Origin of the sequence: Brachybacterium rhamnosum (assembly GCF_039526185.1) — a bacterium.
GTDB classification, from domain to species: Bacteria; Actinomycetota; Actinomycetes; order Actinomycetales; family Dermabacteraceae; genus Brachybacterium; species Brachybacterium rhamnosum.
Map to the genome: position 1 here is coordinate 1,302,607 of NZ_BAAAIS010000002.1, position 17,388 is coordinate 1,319,994.

Consider the following 17,388-nt stretch of genomic DNA (forward strand, 5'->3'; position numbering starts at 1 on the left):
ACGCGCGAGACTGGTCCCATGAGAGCCGTCGTCATCGAGCAGTTCGGGGTGCTCCCCGCCGTCCGCGAGGTCCCCGCGCCCGCCGCCCCCGCCGGGGCGGTGGTGCTCGACGTGGAGGCGACGGGCCTGTGCCGCTCCGACCACCACGCCTTCACGGGGCATGACGGAGACGTCACGCTCCCGCACGTGCCCGGCCACGAGCTCGTGGGCCGGGTCGCGGCGCTCGGCGAGGGCGTCCGGCGGGTGCAGGTCGGCGACCGCGTCACGACGCCCTTCGTCGAGGGCTGCGGCCGCTGCCGCTGGTGCCGCGAGGGCGCCTCCCAGGTGTGCCCCGACCAGACCCAGCCCGGCTTCACGCACGACGGCTCCTGGGCGGAGCAGGTCGTCATCCGCGCCGCGGACCACAACCTCGTGCCCGTCCCCGAGGACCTGCCCGCGGAGGCCGTCGTCACCCTCGGCTGCCGCTTCGCGACGGCCTACCGGGGACTCACCGCCCGCGCCGGCCTGCGCGCGGGAGAGGGCGTCGCGGTGATCGGCTGCGGCGGCGTGGGGCTCTCCGCGGTGATGATCGCAGCCGCGCTCGGGGCGCGACCGATCGCGGTGGACGTCGACCCGGGAGCGCTCGCGCTCGCCCGCGACCACGGCGCCGAGGTGCTCGTGGACACCTCGGGCCTCGACGCCGCGCAGGCCGCGGCGGCGATCGTCGAGGCCGCGGGGAAGCGTCCCACCGTGACCGTCGAGGCCCTGGGCCGGGAGCAGACCACCGACGCGGCCCTGTTCGCCCTCGCCCCGCTCGGCCGGCACGTGCAGATCGGCCTGTACGCGGCGCCGCCGCGGCTCGCGATGCCGCGGGTGATCGGGCAGGAGCTGACGGTGCTCGGCAGCCACGGCATGGCCGCCGCCGACTACCCGGGCCTGCTCGAGCTCGTGGTCTCCGGGGCGCTGCGCCCGCAGGACCTCGTCACGCGCACCCTCGATCTCGAGCAGGCGGGGGAGGCGCTGCTCGAGCTCGGTGAGCGCACGCGGCCCGGGGTGACGATCATCCGGCCGTGACCGGCGGGCGGCGTTCCAGCGCCGCGCGCAGGCTCTCCTCGAACGGGGTGCGGGTCTCGCCGAGCTCCTCGCGAGCGGGCAGCAGCGCGCGGTCGACGCCGCGGGCGCGGGAGCAGAGCGAGCCGGCGAGGACCGCGCGGTCCCTCGGCCTGCCCGGGGCCTGATCCGGACCGGTACCCTTCCAGGGTGACTTCCGCGACCGACACCGCCCAGGACGGGCTCGACCTCCCGGGCGTGCCCGAGGGTGCGAGCGCCCCGGACGAGGGCCCCACCGATCCCCAGCACCCGCACCCGGGCCAGTGGCGACTGACGCACCTGCAGGTCTCGAACTGGGGCACCTTCCACGGCACCCACGACCTCGCGATCTCGCCCAAGGGCTTCTTCCTCACCGGCGGGCCGGGTACGGGCAAGTCCACGCTCCTGGACGCGATCAGCGCCCTGCTCACGCCCCCGCGCACGCTGCAGTTCAACGCCGCCGCCTCCGATGCCGGCCCGGCGCGCTCGAAGTACCGCCGCACCGTCGCGAGCTACGTGCGCGGCGCCTGGGCGATGCACTACGACCAGGCCACCGGTGAGTTCAGCCAGGAGGTGCTGCGCGACCGCAGCACCCTGTCCGTGGTCACCCTGCGCTTCTCCGACGGCCGCGGCGGGACCGTGCAGCTCTCCCGCCTGCTGCTGCTCCACGCCGGTCACAGCGCGGACAGCGACGTCAAGAGCCTCTACGTCATCGCGCGGCAGCCGCTCGACGTCGCGGACCTGCGCCCCTTCGTCTCCACCCAGATCGAGGGCAAGGCGCTCGCCGCGGCGTTCCCCGGCACCGAGACCTACCGACAGTTCCGTGAGTACCGCGCCGCCTTCTGCCAGCTCCTCGGGATCCCCGACGAGAAGGCGCTCGGCCTGCTGCACAAGATCCAGTCCGCGAAGGAGCTCGGCGACGTCAACGCGCTGCTGCGCGACTACATGCTCGACGAGCCCCGCACCTTCGACCTCGCGGACCAGGCGCTCGCCAACTTCCACAACCTCTCCGAGGTCCACGAGGCCCTCGTGACCGCCCGCGAGCAGCGGGACCTGCTGCGCGGCCTGCGGGAGAACCACACCTCGTGGACCGAGATGCGCCGCCGCGGCGGGGAGCTCGTGGACCGTCGGGCGGACATCGACGTGTTCGCCGCCCAGCACCTCGTGCGCCTGCTCTCCGGCGAGGAGGAGCGGCTCCAGCTGGACCGCGACCGCCTCACCGCGCAGCAGCGCCGGCTCACCCAGGACGTCGCCGAGGCGCGCGGGGACCTGTCCCAGCTCAAGGAGCAGCGCAAGCGGGCCGGCGGCGGCGAGATCGACGACTGGAAGCAGCAGATCGCCGGCCTCGAGGTCGAGCGGGAGCGGCGCCGCGAGCGGGCCACCGAGTTCTCCGCCCAGCTCGCGACCGTCGAGCTGCGCTCCCCGGCCGGTGAGGACACCTTCCTCGCCCTCCAGCGGGAGGTGCAGGCGCTGCGCGCCTCCCTCGAGGAGGAGGAGCGCGGGGCCGACGCCGCGCGCTGGGAGGCGGAGGCGGCGGTGCGCGAGCTCGGCACCCAGCTCCAGCGCACCCGGGAGGAGCTCGCCTCGCTGAGCTCCCGCGCCTCGAACCTGCACTCCGAGGACGTGGCCCTGCGCGACGCGATCGCGCAGGAGGTCGGGGTCGCCCCCACCGAGCTGCCCTTCGCGGCGGAGCTGCTGCAGGTCAAGGCCGGGGAGGAGGAGTGGACGGCCGCCGCTGAGCAGGCGCTGCGCGGCCTCGCCCGCTCGATCCTCGTGCCGGACCGCGTCTACCGGCAGGTCGCGGCCGTCATCGACCGCACGAAGCTGCGTCGTCGCATCTCCTACAACCGCATCAACACCGACCTCCGTCGGCCCTCCCGCGGGATCGACGAGCGCTCCCTCGCCGCGAAGCTCGACGTCAAGGACGGCGAGTTCCACGCCTGGCTGAGCGGGGAGATCGCCTCCCGCATGGACTACACCTGCGCGGAGGACCTCGAGGAGTTCACCCGGCTGGGCCGCGCGGTGCTGCGCTCGGGCCAGATCAAGCACTCCGCCTCCCGCCACGAGAAGAGCGCGGACCGCCAGATCAACGACCGCTCGCAGTGGGTGCTCGGCTTCGACAACCGTGCCAAGCGCTCGGTCTTCGAGGCGGAGCGCACGCGCGCCGAGCAGGCCCTGTTCGAGGCGCAGGCACGCCGGAAGGACGTCGAGACGGAGGCCGGGCGCCGCCGCGAGCGGCTCTACGCCCTGCAGGCGATCAGCACCGTCTCCTGGGACGACATCGACGCCGCCTCCGTGGCCCGGCGCGTGGCGAACCTGCGGGACATGGTCCGCGCGGCGGAGGACGGCTCCGCGGCGCTCACCGAGCTGGCGCGCCAGATCGACGAGGTCGAGGCGAGCATCGCCGAGAGCGACGAGGAGCTGCTCGAGGTGGTCCGCACCGCCGGCCGCCTCGGCGAGCAGGCCGAGCGCGCCGCGGAGCGCCTCGCCGAGGCCCGCGAGCGCCTCGAGGGAGCGACCCTCGCCCCCGAGGTCGAGGAGGAGCTCTCCGAGCGCTTCGCCGCGATCGCGCCGACGATCGTCCTGTCCACGATCGACCAGGTCACCAAGGACGCCTCCGCGACGCTCGACGCGGAGCTCATGGACCTCACCCGGCGCACCTCGCGCGCGGAGGAGGACATGCGCACCGCTATGCGCGAGTTCGTGCGGCGCTGGCCCGCGCAGGCCGGGGACACGGTCGCGACCCTCGAGGGGGTCGACGACTTCCTCGCGATCCTGCAGCGGATCGAGGAGGAGAAGCTGCCCGAGGTCGAGGACCGCTTCTTCGAGTTCTTCACCGGGAACACGCTCGGGGACGTGCAGGCGCTCGCGACCGCGATCGCGCGCGAGCCCGCGGAGATCCGCAAGCGGCTGCAGCGCATCAACGCCCTGCTCTCGCAGGTGGAGTTCCACTCCGGTCGCTTCCTGCAGCTGTCGATGCGGCCCGTGCACCTCGCCGCGCTCGACGAGTTCCGCGCGGCGCTCGAGGACGCGGTCACGGGCTCCACGCTCAACGACATGAGCCGCGACCGTGACCTCGCCGAGGAGCGCTTCCTCTCGCTGCGCCACCTCATGGACCTCATCGGCGCCGCCCGCACGCGGGACGACCAGGTCTCCCGTGCGATCCTCGACGTGCGCCGCCACGTCCACTTCCACGCCGAGGAGGTCGACGCCGAGGGGACCGTGGTGCACGCGCACGAGTCCGGCGGTCCGCTCTCCGGCGGCCAGAACGAGCGCCTGACGACCTTCTGCCTCGCCGCGGCGCTGCGCTACCAGCTGGCCGGCACCGGCCAGGAGGTCCCGCGCTACGCCCCGATCATCATCGACGAGGCCTTCTCGAAGGGCGCCGGCAAGTTCATCACCGCGGCGATGGAGTCCTTCCGCCACTTCGGCTTCCAGGTGCTGCTCGCGAACCCGGGCAAGAACCCGCAGGCCCTCGCGCCGTTCATCGGCGGCGTCGGCGTGGTCTCGATCCGGCAGGACCGCTACTCGCAGGTGGCGCCCGTCGAGTTCGTGCCGGTCCCCGGGTGAGGCCGGGCGCTCGGGCGCCATGGGGAGAACTCCCCATGGCCCGCCCCGGCCGCCGTCGATACCCTGACCGCTTCCCCCTGCCCGGCGCCGCGCCGGGAGGGGGACGCGGCGCAGCGCCTCCCGGCGCCGGCCAGGAACGGATCACGAACGGAGTCGCCGCATGACGACCGCGCCGAGCACCGTCGGGACCCCTGCGCAGGCCGCGGTGCACGACCGGGTGCGGGAGCTGCTCACGGCGGCGGGCCGCGCGCTGCTCGCCGAGCAGCCGTCGCTCCAGGGCTTCGAGGACGCCCGCCCCGAGCGGGACCGTCCCTCGGGGGAGAGCGCCGAGGGAGCCCCGACCCTCGTGCACGTGAGCGCGCTGCTCGCCGCCCGCCGCGCCCCGGATCCGTCCCCGGCGGCGGCCGACGCGCTCGTCCGCGCGGTGGACGTCGTCGCCCGTCGGCGCCGCTCCGCCCCGGGCGCGTCCCGCACCCGCCACGGGATCCGCCACGTCGTGTGGGAGCTCGAGGACGGGGACCGGCTCGAGCTCGTGCTCGGCGTGCGGGCCGCGCTGCGCGTCATCAGCGCGCCCTTCCTGCCCTCCCCCGAGGAGGCGGCGCCGACGAGCCCGGCGGCGGTGCTCAGCCCTCGCGCACCGTCCCGCTGATCCTGGTCAGGGCCGCGAGCGGGATGTCGATCCAGTCCGGTCGGTTCCGGGACTCGTAGAGCGCCTCGTAGACGGCCTTGTCCGCCTCGAAGGCGGCGAGCAGCACGCGGGTCGCCGGGTCCTGCGGGGGGATGCCGGCGCCGGTGAGGTAGCCGTCGAGGAAGGCCTCCCGCGCCGCGTGCGCCCAGCCGGAGGCGTCGGTGCCGTGCTCGCGGGCCGTGACCGCGGCGGCGTAGTCGAGGCTGCGGAGCATCCCGGCGACGTCCCGCAGCGGGCAGTCCTCCCGGAGGCGCTCGGCGAGCGGGCGCAGCGGCTCGCCCTCGAAGTCCAGCAGCACCCAGCCGTGCCCGGGCGCGGCGAGCACCTGCCCGAGGTGCAGGTCGCCGTGGATCCGCTGCATCGCGGGCCAGGGGACCTCCGCCGCGCGGTGCAGCAGGGTCCCGAGCGCCTCGACGTGCGCGGCGACGGTCGGCACGGAGGAGGCGACGTCGGTGAGGCGGCCGCGCATCTGCGCGAGCATCCGCCGTGCCTCCGTGTCCCCCGTCGGCACGGTGCCCAGCGCGAGGGCGAGGTCCGCGTGGACGCGGGCGAGCACCGTGCCTAGCTCGCGGAGGGCGGCCTCGTCGAGCCGGCCGGCGGCGGCCTCGCGCAGCATCGTGCGCCAGGCGTCCTCGACGCCCGGCAGGAACTCCTGCGCCACGAGCGCATGGGTGCGCCGCTCCCCGAAGGAGATCTGTGCGGAGCCGAGCACTGCCGGCACGTGCGGGCTGCCGGCGGAGGTCAGCGCGGACTGCAGGATCACGTCGGGGTTCTCGCCGTCGCCCAGGAGGCGGAACACCTTGAGGATCACCGGGGTGCGGCCGGGCTGCTCGTGGATGAGGGAGGTGTTGGACTGCTCGCCGCTGAGCACCCGGGAGGAGGCGCCGGGCCCGGTCGGCGGTGCCGCCAGCGCCGACCGCACCATCGGCGCGGGGTCCGCGAGCAGCCGCAGCCCGGGGCCCAGGGCGCCCGAGCCCTCGGCGAGCAGGGCGAGCACGGCGTCCCGGCCGGCCGGGAGCGCGAGCGCGTCGGCGACGGCGACCTCGTCGGTCCTCGTCACGAGGGCGTCCTCGGCCACCTCGGCATCCGGGGCGAGCAGGGCGAGGGGCACCTGGTAGCGGGCCCGGCCCACGCGATGGTCGTCCACGGCGAGCACGGTCCACAGCACGGCGACGTCGGCCTGCACGCGGAGCCCGGCCCAGGCCTCGACCTCCACGTCGAGGGGCTGGGGAGCGGGGCCCGCGGGACGGTGCGCGAACCAGCGCCGCGTGGGCAGCCAGGCCCCGAGCGGGGCTCGGAGCCGATCGAGCAGCGTCTCCGGGGCGGGCAGCGAGGTGAGGTCGAGGCGTCCGCGAGCGGCATCGGTGGCGGAGGCGGCGGCCGAGGCGTCCATGCGGCCCATGCTAGGGCGGCGACCGGCCCGCGGGGTGCGAACCCCGCACACCGGCCGGTGCGCGCACGAGATCCGGGCGCGGCCCGGGCGCCCTTGCTACCCTGGGCCGGTGCTCGATCCGATGCCGTGCTCCCGGTCGTCCGCCCGGCCGCGCGGCGACCGGCGCGGCCCCCTGGTGCGCGTCGCCGCGACCGCAGGGGCGACGCTGCTGCTGGGCCTCTCCGGGATCCTCCCGGCCTCCGCGCTCGGCGAGGACGGCACCTTCCCCCTCCCGCTCGAGTCCTCGAGCATCTCCGTGCTGCCGGACGCCGTCACCTCGGTCCCGCTCGACGCGCTGATCGACGACGCGCAGCAGGACCAGCTCGACGAGTCCACCGCACGCCTGGTGGTGCCGCCCTCCCTCGGCGAGACCGACGCCGCGGCGATGGCGGTCTCCGAGGACGGTCGCACGCTCACCGTCTCGGGGGAGGGGACCTGGTCGCTGCTCGGCACGACCCTCGTGTTCACCCCGGACGACGGCGTCACGGCCCCCACCCTGCCCGTCGCGATCACCGTCGGCAGCATCCACGGCACCCGCTCGGAGCCCGCGGAGCTGAGCCCGACGGTGCTCGACGTCGCCTCCGTCGCGAACCACTCCGCCGCGGGCGTCGACGTGCCGGTGGAGCTCGGCCTGACGGTGCCCTCGGGCGGCGGGGTCCGGATGACGCTCGACGGGCTGACCGCCCGGTCGAGCCTCTCCTCCGACGGCAGCCGCCTCGTCATCCCCGAGCAGGGCGGCTGGCAGCTCTCCGCGGACGGCTCACGGGTCACCTACTCCCCGGGCTCCACCCGGCTCGGCTACCAGCCAACCCCGGTGCGCTTCGTGGCCCTCGACGCCGAGGGCGCGCCGGTCGGGGCGACGGAGGTCGAGCTGACCGTCCCGATCATCTCGGACCTCAACTGGTCGGCCCCCTACGGCCAGGAGATCCGCTACTCGGTCTCCGAGGGGCAGCAGTACGTGGACCTCTCGACCCTGCGGCTCGAGCCGCCCGAGGGCGGGGAGGGTGTCGAGCTGTCCCAGGACGGCACCCGCGCGGTGGTGCCCGGCCAGGGGGTCTGGACGCTCGACCGCAGCGCGGGGGCGGTGCGCTTCACCCCGGAGAGCGCGGACGTCCACGTCACCGTCCCCATGACGGTCACGGGCACCGACGACCAGGGCAACGACGCGTCCCCCGGGGTGCTCTCCACGGCCTACCCGATCCTCCAGGACCGCTCCCAGGCGGCGACCCCGGGCAGCCCCGTCGTCTTCGACCTCTCCTCCGGGACCCGCGACCTCAGCGCGGACTCCCTCCACCTGGACGAGGCGGCGCTGCCCGACGGCGCGACGCTCTCCGCGGACGGTCTGACGGCGCAGCTGCCGGGGGTGGGGACCTGGACCCTGGACCTCGACGCGCTGACCCTCACCTTCGAGGCGTCGGAGGAGAGGACCGGGGTGGAGAGCGCGGTGACGGTCGCCGGCACGGGCATCTACGCCGACAACACGGCGACCGGGCTGTTCACAGCGCGGATCGTGGATGCGGTGCCGGTGCTCCGCGACGACGCCGAGCGGACCGGCACGGGCGCCCCGCGCACGATCGACGTGCTCGCCAACGACACGGCCGGGACCGCGGCGGCCCCGCTCGTCGCCTCGAGCGTGCGGCTGCGCTCGCTCGACGCGACGAACCTGCAGGACCTCGACCAGTTCACGGGCAAGCGCCTCGTGATCCCGGGGGAGGCCACGTACACGGTCTCGGCCAACGGCTCGATCACCGTCACCCCGGTCCCGGGGTTCACAGGGGCGACGGAGGCGATCGAGTACACGGTCGAGGACGAGGACGGCGTGCCCGCGAGCGCGACCCTCTCGATCGAGGTGGATCCGGGCGGCGCGGTGGTCGACGGCGCCCGCACCGAGCCGAGCGGGATCAACTCGCTGCTGGTGGGTCTCCTGCCGAGCTCGCAGAGCACCTCGGTGGTGTTCGGGACGATCGTGCTGCTGCTGGTCTTCGGCGGCGGGGTGTCCCTCGCGATCGGCCTGCGCATGGAGCGGGACCGCCGCGACTGGGAGGACTGATCAGCCGCAGCCCTCGGGGGTCGCGACCGGCGTCCCGAGCGCCTTCTCCGCGGCGCCGCTGCCGGCGAGGTCGGAGAAGCCGTCGCCCAGCAGCAGGTCCACGCTCGCGTCGTCCCGACCGTCGAGCGTGAGCTCCGCAGTGCCGACCTGCGCGAGGACCGACTGCGCGGCGAGATAGCCGGAGGGCCCGTAGACGATCACGGCGGCGCCGGAGGCCTGCGAGGTGTTGCCGACCTTCCCCGCGGTGTAGCCGCGATCGGCGAGGGACTCGGAGACGCGGCCCGCGAGGCCGCTCCGCCCGGTGCCGTTGAGGACGTTCACGGTGACGTCCTCCGGCGCGGCGGGCACCGCCCCCGCCTCGGGGCAGGTCACCTCCGGCTCGGCCCTGCCGAAGGTCTTCGTGTCGATGACGCCCGGGGCGGGGTTCGGCGTCCGCAGCTGTCCGATCGCGTACGCACCCACCCCGAGCAGCAGGACGGCGGCGACGGAGAAGACCGCGATCTGGGTGATGCGGAACCGCCGGGTGCGGCGGGCGCGCAGGTCGCGGCGTCGGACGTCGTCGGCCGAGCGGCCGTAGGGGTGGGTGCGGTGCGGATCGGACATGGTGGCCTCGCGGGGTCCCGGGTCAGTCCAGCGGGCGGTACCGGATGCCGAAGGCGTCCAGCCGCGGGAGGTGGGCGCGCAGCCGCTCCTCGAACTCGTCCCAGCTCTGCTCGGGGGAGCCCCAGGCGCGCTCGGCGAGGGCGCACACGCGCGGGAACGCCATGTACTGGACCTGCTCCGCGTCCGGGAGGTACTCGGACCAGAGCTGGCCCTGGATGCCGAGGATCAGGCGCTCCTGCTCCTCGGTGATCTTCTTGGGCAGGAGGCGGCCGGTGTAGACGTCCTTGACCGTGGTGAGGCCGCCGATCGCGAGAGGCTCGTCCTCCGGATCGGCCTGGTAGTGGTCGAAGTAGAGCAGGTCCGAGGTGGACACGATGGTCTGGAAGCCTCGCGAGACGGCCTCGGTGACGCCCGCCGGGCTGCGCCAGTTCATGATGACGGTGTCGTCGGGCAGGTGCGTCTCGAGCACCTCGTCCCAGGCGAGGACCCGCTTGCCGCTCTCGGCGAGGACCTCGGAGGCGAACTGCGTGAAGCGCCCCTGGATCTCGGAGACCCGGGTGAGCCCCCACTCGTTCATGCGGCTGCGGGCCGCGCTCGAGCGCTCCCACTCCCCGCGCGGGACCTCGTCGCCGCCGATGTGCACGTAGGGGGCGGGGAAGATCTCCGCGACCTGCGTGAGCACGTCGCGGACGAAGTCGAAGGCCTCGTCGGAGACGCCGAGCACGTGGTCGGAGATCCCCCAGACCTGGCGCACCTCGAGCTCGCGGTCGGGGACGTTGCCGAGCTGCGGGTAGGCGGCGATCGCGGCCTGCATGTGGCCGGGCAGGTCCACCTCGGGGACGATCATGACGCCGCGGCGGCGGGCGTACTCGACGAGCCCGCGCAGCTCCTCCTGGGTGTAGGAGCCCTCGTGGACGGTCTCGTCGAACTCGAGGCCCTCGGCCATCTCGCCGTGGCGGCCGACGACGGTGCGGGTGCGGCGCGCGCCGATCTCCGTCAGGCGCGGGTAGCCCTTGATCTCGATGCGCCAGCCCTGGTCGTCGGTGAGGTGCAGGTGCAGGACGTTGAGGCGGTGCAGCGCGAGGGCGTCGATCATGGTCTCGACCTCCTCGACCGGCAGGAAGTGCCGGGAGACGTCGAGGTGGAGGCCGCGCCAGGCGTACTTCGGGGAGTCGGCGATGGTCACGCAGGGGATCGAGCCGCCCGCGCCGGTGACGATCTGCGCGAAGGTGTTGCGGCCGTCCGCGAGGGCCGCCTCGCTGCCCGCCGTGAGGCTCGCGCCCGAGGGGGAGATCGACAGCGTGTACTCGGTGCGGGGGAGCTCCTCGGACAGCCCCACGGAGAGGCCGTCCCAGGGATCGGTGGTCTCCCAGGTGCCCGCGCTCCAGATGACCGAGCGCGGGAGCGGGACGAGAGCGATGGGATCCGGCATGGACATGTCTCCTGAGACGGCGTCGTTCCTGGCGAGAGGCTTCAGTCTGCCACGTCGCGCGCGTGGTCGTGACGACGGCCACACGGGTGCGCCCCGGGCATGGCGGAGCCCCGGTCGGCGGACCGACCGGGGCTCCGGTCACGGCGTCCTGCTCCTTCCCGGTGACGCGTGCGCGTCGAGCAGGCCGTCGTGGTCCCGAGCGGGCTCGGGAGTCTCGTGGGACCTCCGCGTCAGCGGTAGGTCACGAAGACGTGGGGGGCGCTCCAGATCGAGCGCTCCATGACCCGCTGGCGCGAGCCCGAGGCGTCGATGATGGTGCCGTTGCCGGCGTAGATGCCGATGTGCCCGTAGTCGTTGCCGGTGAAGGCGACGAGGTCGCCGACCTTCGCCTCGGACTGCGAGATGATCCGGCCGCCGAAGGTGTACCCCTTGGCGGTCTTGCGCGACAGGTCGATGCCGGCCTGGTTGTACGCGTGGTAGACGAGGCCGGAGCAGTCGAAGCCGGTGGACGGGCTGGAGCCGCCCCACTTGTAGCCCACGCCGATCTGCGCGCGGGCGGCGGAGACGATGGCCTGGCCGTCGAAGCTCGAGCCGACCTCGTCACGGCTCGTGCCGCGATCCGAGCCCGTAGAGCCGATGCGGACCCCGCGGTCCAGGGCGGACCAGGTCTTCGGGCCCACGACGGTGTCGACGCGGAGCCCGGCGGCGGACTGCAGCGAGCGGACCGCGGAGGCGGTGCCCCTGCCGAAGACGCCGTCGACCTTGAGGTTCGCGCCGGCCTCGTTGAGCGAGGACTGGAGGGTGCGCACGGCCGATCCGCGCGAGCCCTGGCGCAGCAGGGACGAGGAGGAGCCAGCCGAGCTCGAGGAGGAGCCGCCCTTCTTCTCGGACCCGTTGAGGGCGGCCCAGGTCTGGGGGCCCACGACGCCGTCCACCGTGATGCCCGCGGAGGACTGGGCGCTCTTGACGGCGCGGAGGGTCTTCGAGCCGAAGACGCCGTCGGCGGAGATGCCGGCGCCCTGGTCGTTGAGGCTCCGCTGGAGGCTCGTCACGGCGTCGCCGCGGGCCCCGAGGCGGAGCTTCACGGAGGAGTAGGACGAGCTGGTGGCCGGAGCGGCGACCGGGGCGGTCACGGCGCTGCGGACGGTGCTCGCGGCCGGTGCCGGGGCGGCCTGGGCGGAGGGTGCGGACTGGAGGGCTCCGGTCGCGGTGACGGCGCCGAGGACGGCGACGCCTCCCACGCCCTTGCCCACCGGGACCGCGAGTCCTCGGTAGTCGATGACGGCACGGCCGGTCGCCCGGTGCGTGCCTCGTGATGCGGTGCGGAACATGTCCGTCGAGCTCCTTCTCCGTCGCCGCACAGGCTTCACCGGCACGGGGGAGCTGCCGGCCTGCGCCCGTCACCCAGGGAAGCGGAGGAAGCGTCCTGGGCGGTGACGGGAAGGCGGCACCCGGGACGGGTGCCCGGTCGAGGCGGCACCGCCACCTACCGTAGGTGGCGTTCTCAGGGTTCCCCCAGGGAGTTTGCGTCGCACGCGACCTTATTTGACGAAGCTTTTACTCGATTTCGCGAACTACCGCCGTGTCGTTCGGTCGAAACGGGCATCGTCGTGTTAATCACACCGGTGTCATTCGCTCGCGGTGAGAGGGGCGTGCTCGAGATGTGGAGGAGCTGCGGTCGCGAGCTGGGAGCGGGCTGACGGTGCTCGGCGACAGCATCGGGGCCGACGGGGTCATCGGGACGGTCGGGGCCGGGAGGGTTCCGGGCAACAGGAAGGCCCGGGGCTCGCATCCTCGTGGATGCGGGCCCCGGGCCTGGTGGTCGGGGTGACAGGATTTGAACCTGCGACCTCCTCGTCCCGAACGAGGCGCGCTACCAAGCTGCGCCACACCCCGGTGCGGATCCTCGCCTCAGCGAGTCACCGATCAGGAACATTACCAGTGCTCCGGGCGTACGCGGGACTCAGTCGGGCCGTCGGGCCCGCAACGTGAGCAACGTCGCCTCCGGTGGCGTGAACAGACGATAGTTCGAATAGGGGCTCGCCCCCATCCCGGCGCTCACCGTGAGCGGGACGCCCTTCCAGATGGAGAGGCCGCGGGCCTGCTCCCGAGGGATGTCGCAGTTGGTCACGAGGGCGCCGTAGCCCGGCAGCCGCAGCTGCCCGCCATGGGTGTGGCCCGCGAGCACCAGCTCCGCGCCGTCGGCCACGAAGGCGTCCAGCACGCGGCGGTAGGGCGCATGCGCGACGCCGAGCCGCAGCACGTTCCCGTGCTCCGGGGCGGAGGGCTCCACGGGCGCGGGATCGGGGAAGCGGTCGCGCTCGAGATGAGGGTCGTCGACCCCGGCGAGCCGCACCTCGAGCCCGCCGAGCTCGATCGTCGCCCGGGTGTTGGTGAGGTCCTTCCAGCCGAACTCCCCGAGTCGCCGCGCGAGCTCCTGCGTGGGCAGGTCGCCGTCCGTGCGCTCGGTGAGGCCCGCGGGGCGGGCATCGGGGAGGAAGTAGCGCAGCGGGTTCTTGCGCACGGGCGCGAACATGTCGTTCGAGCCCATGACGAAGGCGCCCGGCCGGCGCAGCAGCGGCTCGATCGCCTCGGCGAGCACGGGGACGGCCGCCGCGGAGGCGATGTTGTCCCCGGTGTCGATGACCAGGTGCGGCCGGTAGGTCGCGAGGTGGCGCAGGAAGTCGAGCTTGCGCGACTGGTCCGGCACGAGGTGGATGTCGCTGATGTGCAGCACGCGGATCGTGCGGGCACCGGGCGGCAGGATGCGCAGCTCCTGCTCGCGCACGGTGTACCTGTGGATCTCGACGTGGCGCGCCCACACGTGGGCGGCCGCCACCGTGGCCGCCGCGGCACCGGCGGTGCCCAGGGCGGCCAGGGGGAGGGCGCGCATCAGCCCTTCCCGCTGGACTGGCGGATGGTGACCGTGCTGCCGGGGGCGAGCTTCGTGCCGGGCGCGGGATCCGTCCCGATGACGTACCACTGGCCCACCGTCGCCGAGGGCTCCCGCACGACCTTCGTCGTGTAGCCGGCGGCCTGGAGCGTGGACTGCGCCGCGCTGAGGTAGTTCCCGGAGACGTCCGGGACCGTGCCGGTCTCGGCGGGCTTGCCCGCGGCCGTGTTCGGCGCCGCTCCCGAGGGGGCGGCGGGGAACGCCTCGTTGGGCAGACCCTCGGAGGCCTTCGTCATGTACTCCTGCCAGGTGGGCAGCGAGACCGTGTTGCCCCAGACCTTGCCGCTCTGGAGGACCTCGCCGTCCACCGAGAAGCCCGCGGGGCGCACGTTGGCGTTGGGGTGGCCGAACCACACGGCGGTGGACATCTGGCGGGTGAAGCCGACGTACCAGGTGTGGAACTGCGAGCCGGAGGTGCCGGTCTTGCCGCCGGCGTCGTGGCCCGGGATGACCTTGCCCTTGCCGGTCGCGCGGGGATCGGTGAGGTCCTGCTCGAGGGTCCAGGCGATCTCGTCCGCGACGGACTTGTCCATGACCTGGTCGCACTTGGAGCCCGTGGTCTCCATCTTGTCGCCGTTGCGGTCAACGACCTCGTTGATGCCGGTGGGCTTGCAGTAGGTGCCCTCCGCGGCGAAGGTCGCGTAGGCGGAGGCCATGTCGAGGGCGGAGATGCGCAGCTCGCCGAGGACCACCACGGAGGGGGCCAGCTCGGTGCCGTACATCTCGTCGATCGGCATGTCCCAGGTGGTCTGGTCGTACGGGTTGTAGGTCGCGGGGATCGCGCCGAGGTCGCGCGCGGTGTCCGCGATGTCGCACAGGTCGAGCTGTCGCGCCATGTTCGCGTACGAGGTGTTCACGGAGAACTTCGTCGCGTTGAGGACCGTCTCCATGGAGGAGAGCGGGACGGAGACGGCGTTGTCCGGGTTGTAGCCGGCGGTCTCGTACCAGCGGCCGCGGTTCAGGCACTTCGCGGGGAAGGTCTTCATGACCTCGCGCTTGGTGCCCACGGTGTCGTAGATCGACTTCCCGCTCTCGAGCCACTGGGCGAGCACGAAGGGCTTGAAGGTCGAGCCGACGGGGAAGCCGCTGCCGCCGCCGAGGGACTTCGGGACGTTGTAGTTGATCGCGGTCTCGCCGGCGCCGGCGTCTGCGTACGGGTTGAAGGTGCGGTTCTCCGCCATCGTGAGGATCTTGCCGGTGCCGGGCTCGACCGTGACGATCGAGTGGCCGAAGCCGCTCGCGGAGTCCGCGGGGACCTTCCGGTTGAGGATCTCCTCGGCGTCCTTCTGGAGCTTCGGGTCCAGCGTGGTCTTGATGGTGAGGCCGCCGCCGTAGAGCAGCTTCCGCCGCTCCGCGGCCGTCGGCGCGAAGGACTGGTCGTTGAGGAGGGTGCGCGTGACGTAGTCGCAGAAGAACCCGCTGCCGTCGGCGGAGGCGCAGCCGGCGCGCACCGTCTTGATCTTCAGCATGTCCTCGACGGGCTGCTTCGTGTACTTGTCGTAGTCCGCCTGGTCGATGTAGCCCTGGTCGAGCATCGTCCACAGCACCTCGTTGCGGCGCTTCTGGCCGGCCTCGGGGTGCTTCACCGGGTCGTACTGGTTGGGGCCGTTCGTGATGCCCGCGAGCAGCGCCGCCTCACCGGGGTTGAGGTCCTTCGCGCTCTTGGAGAAGTAGTGCTGGGCGCCCGTCTCCACGCCGTACTGGGAGGGGCCGAACTGGGCGACGTTGAGGTAGCCGTTGAGGATCTCGTCCTTGCTCCACTTCTTCTCGAGCGAGATCGCGAGCTTCGCCTCGCGCAGCTTGCGGCCGTAGGTCTGCTCGGTCGCCGCGTCGATGTCCTCCTGGTCGCCGCGCTGGACGGCATCCATGAGCAGGGCGTTCTTCACGTACTGCTGGGTGAGGGTCGAGCCGCCCTGGGTCGAGCCGCCGCCCGCGTTGCTCGCGAGGGCGCGCGCCATGCCCTTGGGGTCGATGCCGCCGTGCTCGTAGAACCGCTTGTCCTCGATCGCGATCACCGCGTGCTGGATGTTCGGGGAGATCTCCTCGAGCGGGACCATGATGCGGTTCTCGGTGTAGAAGGTCGCCAGCAGCGAGCCGTCCGAGGCCTCGATCCGGCTCGCCTCGTTCAGCGGCTCGACCTCGAGCTCGCTCGGGTACGAGTCGAACAGCGTCACGCCGTCCTCGGCGACGGCCGAGGAGGCGGAGACCGCCGGGAGGAAGAACGCCGCCAGCAGGACTCCACCGAGGAGCGCCACGGCCACGAGGCCGAGGAGCAGGTAGAGGGTCTGGGCCAGGGCGACGGGGAGCGAGCGGGCTCCCTCGGGGCGCGAGGACGTGGAACGGGCCATGCTCCCTACAGTACGGCGGGCCCGTTCCCAGGTTCCATCTGCCATGCCCGCCTGGACGGAATCTTCACGAAGGCTCCCTGTCCTCGGGGAGCGGGTGCGGGGCCCGAGGTCGTGCCCGACGGACCGATCGCCCGGGGCCCGCTTTTGCGCTGTGGCATGGGTCTCCCTAGAGTGAGGGGGAAGCCTACGGATCGACGGAGATCCATGAAGGGGGAGGATCGATGATGATCGGGGCCACCGGGGCCGGGGACGACCAGAGCTGGGCCGCGCGCGGGGCGTGCGCGGGGATGGATCCCGACGAGTTCTTCGTCCAGGGGACGGAGCAGAACCAGATCAAGACTGCATGCGGGAGCTGTCCCGTGCGCACGCAGTGCCTCGCCGACGCGCTCGACAACCGCATCGACTTCGGTGTCTGGGGCGGCATGACCGAGCGCGAGCGCCGCCGCCTGCTGCGCCGGCACCCCGAGGTCAGCAGCTGGACCGCGCTGCTGCAGCGGGCCACGCGGGAGGCGGTCAGCAGCTGAGCCGCCCGCCGCGCGGGGCGCGGCGCCGGTAGGCTCGCCCCCATGAGCGCACCGACCCGCTGGGAGTACCTGACCGTCCCGCTGCTGATCCACGCGACCAAGCAGATCCTCGACAACTACGGCGAGGAGGGATGGGAGCTCGTGCAGGTCGTGCCCGGCCCCAATCCCGAGTCGCTCGTCGCCTACATGAAGCGGCCCCTCGACACGGCGGGGGCCTGAGCCGTGACCGCCGCCCCCGCCGGGCGCATCGCCGCACGCCTCGAGGCGCTGGGGCTCGCCCTGCCGCCCGTCGCCGCGCCCGTCGCGGCCTACGTGCCCGCGATCCGCACCGGTGACCACGTGCACACCTCCGGCCAGCTGCCCTTCGTGGACGGCGCCCTGCCCACGACCGGGAAGGTGGGCGCCGGGGTCGATCCGGAGGAGGCCGCGCGCCTCGCCGCGATCAGCTGCCTGAACGCGCTCGCCGCCGTCGCCGACCTGCTCGGCGGGGTCGAGGCGCTCGACGCCGTCGTCCGGGTCGTGAAGGTCACCGGCTACGTCGCCTCCGCGCCGGAGTTCACTGGTCAGCCGGCCGTCATCAACGGTGCGAGCACGCTGCTCGGCGAGATCCTCGGCGAGGCGGGCACGCACGCCCGCAGCGCCGTCGGCGTCGCCGTGCTCCCGCTGGACTCGCCGGTCGAGCTGGACCTCCACGTCGAGCTCGCGCCCGGGACCGCCTGA

The 17,388-nt window shown here is 73.4% G+C and carries 13 protein-coding genes and 1 tRNA gene; 7 read left to right on the forward strand and 7 right to left on the reverse strand.

What is annotated here, in order from left to right:
- Positions 1-18: 18 nt before the first annotated feature.
- The 3 genes from ABD080_RS07775 to ABD080_RS07785 all read left to right on the forward strand — a co-directional run bounded on the left by ABD080_RS07775 (position 19) and on the right by ABD080_RS07785 (position 5,287).
- Complete coding sequence (locus ABD080_RS07775) at positions 19-1,053, forward strand: alcohol dehydrogenase catalytic domain-containing protein (RefSeq protein WP_343904319.1); 1,035 nt, start codon at positions 19-21, stop codon at positions 1,051-1,053.
- Positions 1,054-1,239: 186 nt separating this feature from the next.
- Positions 1,240-4,638, forward strand: a complete 3,399-nt coding sequence (locus tag ABD080_RS07780; protein WP_343904320.1) for an ATP-binding protein — start codon at positions 1,240-1,242, stop codon at positions 4,636-4,638.
- A 160-nt stretch (positions 4,639-4,798) separates the two neighbouring features.
- The gene (locus ABD080_RS07785; RefSeq protein WP_137769871.1) at positions 4,799-5,287 is read left to right on the forward strand and encodes a hypothetical protein; all 489 of its coding nucleotides are present in this window, start codon (positions 4,799-4,801) and stop codon (positions 5,285-5,287) included.
- Here the strand turns inward: ABD080_RS07785 and ABD080_RS07790 are convergent.
- The gene (locus ABD080_RS07790) at positions 5,262-6,719 is read right to left on the reverse strand and encodes a maltokinase N-terminal cap-like domain-containing protein (RefSeq protein ID WP_343904321.1); all 1,458 of its coding nucleotides are present in this window, start codon (positions 6,717-6,719) and stop codon (positions 5,262-5,264) included. The two genes, ABD080_RS07785 and ABD080_RS07790, sit on opposite strands and share 26 nt — an antisense overlap.
- A 109-nt stretch (positions 6,720-6,828) precedes the next feature.
- On the opposite strand from ABD080_RS07790, the gene ABD080_RS07795 reads away from it, so the two are divergent.
- Positions 6,829-8,808 (forward strand): Ig-like domain-containing protein, encoded by a 1,980-nt coding sequence (locus ABD080_RS07795; protein ID WP_137769873.1) that lies wholly within the window; start codon positions 6,829-6,831, stop codon positions 8,806-8,808.
- Here ABD080_RS07795 and ABD080_RS07800 read toward each other — a convergent pair whose 3' ends face one another.
- From ABD080_RS07800 to ABD080_RS07825, 6 genes are all read right to left on the reverse strand, one after another.
- Positions 8,809-9,411 carry a LytR C-terminal domain-containing protein gene (locus ABD080_RS07800; protein WP_343904322.1) on the reverse strand — a complete coding sequence of 201 codons (603 nt, stop codon included), beginning with the start codon at positions 9,409-9,411 and terminating at the stop codon, positions 8,809-8,811.
- Positions 9,412-9,433: 22 nt separating this feature from the next.
- Entirely contained in the window at positions 9,434-10,843 is a 1,410-nt protein-coding gene (locus ABD080_RS07805) for a beta-N-acetylhexosaminidase (protein WP_343904323.1), read from the reverse strand.
- Between the two features lie 230 nt (positions 10,844-11,073).
- Positions 11,074-12,174 carry a C40 family peptidase gene (locus tag ABD080_RS07810; RefSeq protein WP_343904324.1) on the reverse strand — a complete coding sequence of 367 codons (1,101 nt, stop codon included), beginning with the start codon at positions 12,172-12,174 and terminating at the stop codon, positions 11,074-11,076.
- Positions 12,175-12,662: 488 nt separating this feature from the next.
- Positions 12,663-12,739: transfer RNA gene (locus ABD080_RS07815), tRNA-Pro, on the reverse strand.
- A gap of 67 nt (positions 12,740-12,806) precedes the next feature.
- On the reverse strand, positions 12,807-13,736 hold the full coding sequence (locus tag ABD080_RS07820; protein ID WP_343904325.1) for a metallophosphoesterase: 930 nt from the start codon (positions 13,734-13,736) through the stop codon (positions 12,807-12,809).
- Complete coding sequence (locus ABD080_RS07825; RefSeq protein ID WP_137769878.1) at positions 13,736-16,144, reverse strand: penicillin-binding protein; 2,409 nt, start codon at positions 16,142-16,144, stop codon at positions 13,736-13,738. Before ABD080_RS07825 ends, ABD080_RS07820 begins: the two co-directional genes overlap by 1 nt.
- A gap of 221 nt (positions 16,145-16,365) precedes the next feature.
- On the opposite strand from ABD080_RS07825, the gene ABD080_RS07830 reads away from it, so the two are divergent.
- From ABD080_RS07830 to ABD080_RS07840, 3 genes are read left to right on the forward strand one after another with little or no spacing between them, the layout of a single operon-like run.
- Positions 16,366-16,668 carry a WhiB family transcriptional regulator gene (locus ABD080_RS07830; RefSeq protein ID WP_137769879.1) on the forward strand — a complete coding sequence of 101 codons (303 nt, stop codon included), beginning with the start codon at positions 16,366-16,368 and terminating at the stop codon, positions 16,666-16,668.
- Between the two features lie 42 nt (positions 16,669-16,710).
- Positions 16,711-16,887 (forward strand): Sp36 family protein, encoded by a 177-nt coding sequence (gene sp36, locus ABD080_RS07835; RefSeq protein ID WP_137769880.1) that lies wholly within the window; start codon positions 16,711-16,713, stop codon positions 16,885-16,887.
- A 3-nt stretch (positions 16,888-16,890) separates the two neighbouring features.
- A complete protein-coding gene (locus tag ABD080_RS07840; protein ID WP_137769881.1) occupies positions 16,891-17,388 on the forward strand; it encodes a RidA family protein in 498 nt (165 codons plus the stop codon).

Excerpts from the sequence above, each read along its gene's own strand:
- ABD080_RS07775 (WP_343904319.1), top strand. The coding sequence starts at position 19 with ATGAGAGCCGTCGTCATCGAGCAGTTCGGGGTGCTCCCCGCCGTCCGC.
- ABD080_RS07785 (WP_137769871.1), top strand. The coding sequence starts at position 4,799 with ATGACGACCGCGCCGAGCACCGTCGGGACCCCTGCGCAGGCCGCGGTG.
- ABD080_RS07790 (WP_343904321.1), bottom strand. The coding sequence starts at position 6,719 with ATGGACGCCTCGGCCGCCGCCTCCGCCACCGATGCCGCTCGCGGACGC.
- ABD080_RS07800 (WP_343904322.1), bottom strand. The coding sequence starts at position 9,411 with ATGTCCGATCCGCACCGCACCCACCCCTACGGCCGCTCGGCCGACGAC.
- ABD080_RS07805 (WP_343904323.1), bottom strand. The coding sequence starts at position 10,843 with ATGCCGGATCCCATCGCTCTCGTCCCGCTCCCGCGCTCGGTCATCTGG.
- ABD080_RS07810 (WP_343904324.1), bottom strand. The coding sequence starts at position 12,174 with ATGTTCCGCACCGCATCACGAGGCACGCACCGGGCGACCGGCCGTGCC.
- ABD080_RS07820 (WP_343904325.1), bottom strand. The coding sequence starts at position 13,736 with ATGCGCGCCCTCCCCCTGGCCGCCCTGGGCACCGCCGGTGCCGCGGCG.
- ABD080_RS07825 (WP_137769878.1), bottom strand. The coding sequence starts at position 16,144 with ATGGCCCGTTCCACGTCCTCGCGCCCCGAGGGAGCCCGCTCGCTCCCC.
- ABD080_RS07830 (WP_137769879.1), top strand. The coding sequence starts at position 16,366 with ATGATGATCGGGGCCACCGGGGCCGGGGACGACCAGAGCTGGGCCGCG.
- sp36 (WP_137769880.1), top strand. The coding sequence starts at position 16,711 with ATGAGCGCACCGACCCGCTGGGAGTACCTGACCGTCCCGCTGCTGATC.